The sequence below is a fragment of the Streptomyces sp. NPDC004561 genome (assembly GCF_053602155.1).
On record NZ_JBSGDB010000542.1, the window covers coordinates 1 to 5,465 of the forward strand.

General features: G+C 74.8%; 5 protein-coding genes and 2 pseudogenes. All 7 read right to left on the reverse strand.

Annotated elements, in window-relative coordinates; all coding sequences use genetic code 11:
• A pseudogene (locus ACWEN3_RS40210) lies at positions 1 to 971 on the reverse strand (alkaline phosphatase family protein); the annotation flags it as partial.
• Positions 968 to 2,137, reverse strand: a complete 1,170-nt coding sequence (gene eboE / locus ACWEN3_RS40215) for a metabolite traffic protein EboE (protein ID WP_452981811.1) — start codon at positions 2,135 to 2,137, stop codon at positions 968 to 970. The pseudogene ACWEN3_RS40210 and the gene eboE, both read right to left, overlap by 4 nt.
• Before the next feature lie 3 nt (positions 2,138 to 2,140).
• Positions 2,141 to 2,989, reverse strand: coding sequence for a TatD family hydrolase (locus tag ACWEN3_RS40220; protein WP_452981814.1), 849 nt, complete (start codon positions 2,987 to 2,989; stop codon positions 2,141 to 2,143).
• Positions 2,989 to 3,630 carry an EboA domain-containing protein gene (locus ACWEN3_RS40225; protein WP_452981817.1) on the reverse strand — a complete coding sequence of 214 codons (642 nt, stop codon included), beginning with the start codon at positions 3,628 to 3,630 and terminating at the stop codon, positions 2,989 to 2,991. Before ACWEN3_RS40225 ends, ACWEN3_RS40220 begins: the two co-directional genes overlap by 1 nt.
• Positions 3,631 to 3,715: 85 nt before the next feature.
• The gene (locus ACWEN3_RS40230; RefSeq protein WP_452981819.1) at positions 3,716 to 3,871 is read right to left on the reverse strand and encodes a hypothetical protein; all 156 of its coding nucleotides are present in this window, start codon (positions 3,869 to 3,871) and stop codon (positions 3,716 to 3,718) included.
• Between the two features lie 79 nt (positions 3,872 to 3,950).
• The gene (locus ACWEN3_RS40235) at positions 3,951 to 4,844 is read right to left on the reverse strand and encodes a sugar phosphate isomerase/epimerase family protein (protein ID WP_452981822.1); all 894 of its coding nucleotides are present in this window, start codon (positions 4,842 to 4,844) and stop codon (positions 3,951 to 3,953) included.
• A pseudogene (locus tag ACWEN3_RS40240) lies at positions 4,841 to 5,465 on the reverse strand (SCO3242 family prenyltransferase); the annotation flags it as partial. The gene ACWEN3_RS40235 and the pseudogene ACWEN3_RS40240, both read right to left, overlap by 4 nt.

The window sequence follows — 5,465 nt, forward strand, 5'->3', positions numbered from 1 at the left end:
GCCTTCTTGCCCTCATCGTCGAGGAGTCGCTCGATGCCGGGCAGGCCGTCGAGGGCGGCGCGGGCGGCGGCCAGGTCCTCGGGCCGGCGGACGTACACGTGGGCGATCTGGTGGTCGGCGACGGCAAAGGCGCGGGACGCCATCGGGTCCAGGTACTCCATGCCGTCCTGGGTGTGGACCTCCAGCAGGCCCGCACGGCGCAGGGCGCGGTTGATGTCGACGGACCTGCTCACCCTGGTGATGCCGTATTCGGACAGGACGACGACGGTACGGCCTTCCGCCCGGGCGTCGTCGAGCAGCGGGGCCAGGGCGGCGTCCAGGTCGGTGGCGGCCTTCAGGGAGCGCGGGTCGTCGGGGCCGTAGCGCTGGAGGTCGTAGTCGAGGTGCGGGAGGTAGCAGAGCGCCAGGTCGGGGCGGCGGGTGTGCAGGATGTGCCGGGTGGCGTCGATGATCCACTGGCTGGAGACCAGGTCGGCGCCCGGTCCCCAGAAGCGGAAGAGGGGGAACGTGCCGAATTTCTCAGTGAGTTCGTCGTGCAGGGCGGGTGGCCTGGTGTAGCAGTCGGGTTCCTTGCGGCCGTCCGCGTAGTAGACGGGGCGGGGGGTGACGGTGATGTCGGTGTCGGCGCCCATGGCGTACCACCAGCAGATGTTGGCGACCGTGTAACCGGGGTGCGCACGGCGGGCCGCGTCCCAGATCTTGTCGCCGGCGACGAGCCCGTTGTGCTGGCGCCACAGGAGGACGTCGCCGAGCTCGCGGAAGTACCAGCCGTTGCCGACGATGCCGTGTTCGGCGGGGAGCGTGCCGGTGAGGAAGGTGGACTGGGCGGCTCAGGTGACGGCGGGCAGGACGGTGCCGAGGTGGGCCAGGGAGCCGGTGTCGGCGAGTGCCCTGAGGTGTGGCATGTGGGCGAGGAGCCGGGGGGTGAGGCCGACGACGTCCAGGACCAGCAGCGGGGTGGGCCCGGTCATGGCAGCTCCTTCAGGCCGAGGTCGGTCAGCAGGTCGCGGGCGAGGGCGAGTTCGGCGGCGATGCCGTCCACGAGCCGGTCCCGGCCGCGGGGGCGCAGGCCGGGCGGGAGTGCCTGCCAGGTGTACGTCTCGACCTCCAGGTGGCGGGTGAGCGGGCGGGGGCCGCCGACGAGGCGGGTGAGGGCGGCGCGCAGCACCGGGAGCGTGGCGGTCAGGGGTCCGTCGGGGTCGGCGTGCAGCGGTACGTGGAAGTGGGCGCGCCACGGTGCCGTCGCGGGGAGGGCGTCGCCGGTCAGGGCCTCCGGGAGGTCGTCGGTGCCGCGCAGGCCGACGGGTGTGGGAGTGCGGGTCTGGTGCAGGAAGCGGGGCTCGGCGAACGCGGCCAGGGCATGCCGGACTTCGGGGCGGTCGGGGTGTTCGGCGTGCAGGGCGGCCGACAGCTGCGCCTTCACGACGGGGATCCGTGCGGCGGCCAGACCGTCCAGCGCGGTGTGCGGGTCCTCGAAGGACGTGGCGAGGTGGCAGGTGTCGACGCAGACACCGACGCGGGGGTGGCCGACGGCGGTGAGCGGGGCCAGGGCGTCGCGGGTGGTCTCCACGGTGCACCCGGGCTCGGGTTCCAGGCCGACGCGGATCGAGCGGCCGGTCAGCTCCGCCAGCGCGTCCAGGCGGGCGCCGAGGGTGCGCAGGGCCTCGCGGCCGGTGCGGGCGCGGTCGGCGGTCCAGCCGGTGCGCCAGCCCAGCGGCAGGGTGGAGACGCTGCCCTCGGTGACGTCGTCTGGCAGCAGCGCGCCGAGGATCCGGGCCAGGGCGGTGGTGTACTCCAGGCGCTCGGGGTCCGCCCAGTCGGGCTTGTACACGCGGTACTTGACCTCGTCGGAGCCGAAACCCTCGTACGGGAAGGCGTTGAGGGTCACGACCTCCAGGCCGCGCCGGTCGAGTGCGCGGCGCAGGGCGCGCAGCGCGGACGGGTCGGCGTCCACGGCGCGGGCGGCGTCGTGGGCGAGCCACAGGCCGATGCCGAGGCGGTCGCGGCCGAGCCGGCGGCGGACCGGTTCGCAGTGGTCGCGCAGTTGGGCGAGGACGCCGTCGAGGGTCTCGGCGGTGTGGACGTTGGTGCAGTAGGCGAGGTGGACGGTCGAACCGTCGGGGTGCCGGAAACGCATCGCTCACTCCCCGCCTCGGGCGAGGGAGTTGCCCCCGTGGGTGGCCTCGGGCCGCGCGACCTCCAGGTCCAGGCGGCCGCTGAGCCCGTAGAAGGCGACCGGATTGCGCCACAGGACCCGGTCGACGTCGTCCTCGGTGAAGCCCTCGGCCAGCATCAGGCCGGCCACCGCGCGTGTCTTCAGCGGGTCGCTGCGGCCCCAGTCCGCGGCGGAGTTCACGAGCACCTTCTCGGGTCCGAAGGCCCGCAGGATCTCCACCATCCGCCGCTCGTCCATCTTGGTGTCGGGGTAGACGGAGAAGCCCAGCCAGCAGCCGCTGTCCTTGGCCTCCTTGACGGTCGTCTCGTTGAGGTGGTCGACCAGGACGCGGTCCACGGGCAGGGCCGACTCGCGGACGACGTCGAGGGTGCGGCGCAGGCCCGCGAGCTTGTCGCGGTGCGGGGTGTGCACGAGCGCGGGCAGGCCGTGGTCGGCGGCGAGCTGGAGCTGTGCCGCGAGGGCCTTGTCCTCGGCGGGCGTCATCGAGTCGTAGCCGATCTCGCCGACCGCGACGACCTGGTCCTTGACGAGATAGCGGGGCAGTTCGTCCAGGACGGGCGCGCAGCGCGGGTCGTTGGCCTCCTTGGGGTTGAGGGCGAGCGTGCAGTGATGGGCGATGCCGTACTGAGCCGCGCGGAACGGCTCCCAGCCGAGCAGTGAGTCGAAGTAGTCGAGGAAGGAGCCGGGCGAGGTGCGGGGCTGGCCGAGCCAGAACGAGGGCTCCACCACCGCGCGGATGCCGGCGGCCCGCATGGCCTCGTAGTCGTCGGTGGTCCGGGACGTCATATGGATGTGCGGGTCGAACAGGCGCATCAGGACTCCTTGCGGGTCTGCGCGGTGACCAGGGCCAGCACGCGGTACAGGCCGCTGGGGACGGGGCGGCCGGCCGCCGTGCGCTCGGCCGCGAAGTCCCCGAGCATCCGGGCGAGTTCGGCATCGGCCTGGGCGCGCTCGGTGAGGCCGGCCACCGCGTCCACGGGGACGCCGGTGAACAGGCACTTGAGAACCGCGTGCCGCCAGCCGTGCGCGTCCAGGTGGCGGGCGGCGTAGGGGCCGACGGCGGCGGCGATCAGCCGGGTGTCGTTGGTGCGCAGGGCGTCCTCGACCAGGGGGAGCGCCTCGGGGCCCGGCACGAGGTGGGGGAGGGCGAGCAGCACGGCACGGCGTTCGGCAGCCGTGCCCTGCCGGTAGACCCGGGTGAGGGCGGCGGTGTCGGCGTGGGCCGCGTGCAGGATCAGCACGCGGGCCGCATCGGCCTGCCGGCTGCCGCAGCGACGCCCGGCCTCCGCGAGCCGCAGTTCCCACACGGAGATCGGGCCGCGGCCGCCCGGGGCGCCGGCGGCTTCGGCCAGGGCTCGCCAAAACCAGTCCCGGGCGGCCGGATCGAGGTGCGCGTCGAGACACTCGCGCAGGGCGTCCGGGGAGGGCGCCGCTGCGACGCTCGCATGGGTCACGGGGTGCTCCCTTCGGGCACGGCGACAGGGACGGTGGTGGCGGCGCGCACCGGGGACGGTGACGCGGACACGGTGAGGTGGAGGTTCAAGCCACACTCCCTTCCAGCACGGCGACGGCGACGAGCGCGCGGGGCAGGCGGCGCACCACGCACACGGCGTCTCGACGGCTCTCCTCCGGCGGCGACAAAGGTGCGTGGACGGCTGAGCCCAGAAGCGCGGTCTGCGCGTGGCAGCGGTTCACGACGCTCTCCCTCCGGCCGAGACGACCACGCCTACGCCGACGGCCGGACCTGGCAGCGGGCTCCTCGTGAGGCGGTGGTTCACGGTCCGCTCCCTTCCGGCGCGGGGTCCGGCACGGCGGCAGGGGCGGTGCCGACGGCCTGGTGGAGGAACTGCAGTGAGGTCTTCGCGTGGTGGGGACCGGCGTGGGAGTGGCGGGGCAGTTCCACGACCGTCAGGCCCTGGTAGCCGGTGGCGGCGAGGGCCGCGAGGACCGGCGGGAAGTCGATCTCGCCCTCTCCGAACGGGAGATGGTCGTGCACACCGCGCCGCATGTCCTCGATCTGGACGTGCCGCAGCCAGGGCGCGGCCTCGCGCACGCAGTCCTCGGGCGCCAGCGGCTCCAGGCACTGGCAGTGGCCGATGTCGAGGGTGAGCCCGAGGGCGGGAGGGTCACCGAGGAGGCCGCGCAGGTGGTGGAAGTCGGCGAGGGTGGAGAGGAGGTGCCCGGGCTCGGGTTCGACGGCGAGCGGGACCCCGGCGGTGCTCGCGGCCTCCAGCACGGGAGTGAGGGAGGCTGCCAGCCATTGCCATGCCGTGCCCGGTTCGGTGACCGTCGGCGGAACGATTCCGCTGAAGCAGTGCACGGCGTGCGCCCCGAGGTCGGCCGCCACCCGCACCGCCTGCAGGAGCAGGTCCACGCGGCGGGCGCGGGCCCGCGGGTCCGGGTCGAGCAGCGTGGGCCCGTGCTTGCGCCGCGGGTCGAGGACGTAGCGGGCGCCGGTCTCCACGGTGACGCCGAGGCCCAGCTCGCCCAGCCTCTTCGCGACGCGGCGCGTGCGGTCGGCGAGGCCCGGGGCGAGCGGGTCCAGGTGCATGTGGTCGAGGGTCAGGCCGACGCCGTCGTAGCCGAGGTCGGCGAGCAGGGCGAGGGCGTCGTCCAGCCGCAGGTCGGTCAGGCCGTTGGTGCCGTAGCCGAAGCGGAGGGCGGTCATGTGACGCTCACCTTCCTGGAGAACCGCGCCGCGAGCGGGGCGAGCGCGGCGGTGCACAGCGCGGTGACGGAGGCGCCGGCGCGGGCGCAGAGGGCCGCCTGGAGGGGGATGGTCGCGCGGATGCCGCCGCCGACGGCTCGCTGGGTGAGCGGGGGTGACGGGTTGAGGGCGGCGTGCAGGTAGGCGCGGGCGGCCAGGGCCGTGTAGGCGGCGCTGAGCACGGTGCCCAGCGGGGGCCGGACCGGGCGGCGGGCCCGGCTCCCCCGGTGCCGGACGGCGGTGCCGCCCGTCGGGCCGGGGGCGGGTGCGGCACCCCGGCCCGACGGGAGTTCACGCGACAGCAGGAGCCCGAGCGTGCCCGTGGTCGCCAGCGCGGCGAGCGGGGGCAGTGCGTCTCCGCCGGTCGTCTCGTGCCGGGAGACCGTGGTGAGTGCCAGGGTGTGGGCGCCCAGCAGGGCGGCGGAGGGCAGGGCCCGGCGAACCGTTCCGGGCGCCGGGCGGGTGGCCGCCGCGCCGAGCAGCAGGTCGAGGCCGCGGGCCGCCGCCATGGCGACGGGGCCGGCCGGGGTGCGCTTGAGGACGAGGTCGTACGCCCATACGGTCGCCGCGAGCGGGGTCGCG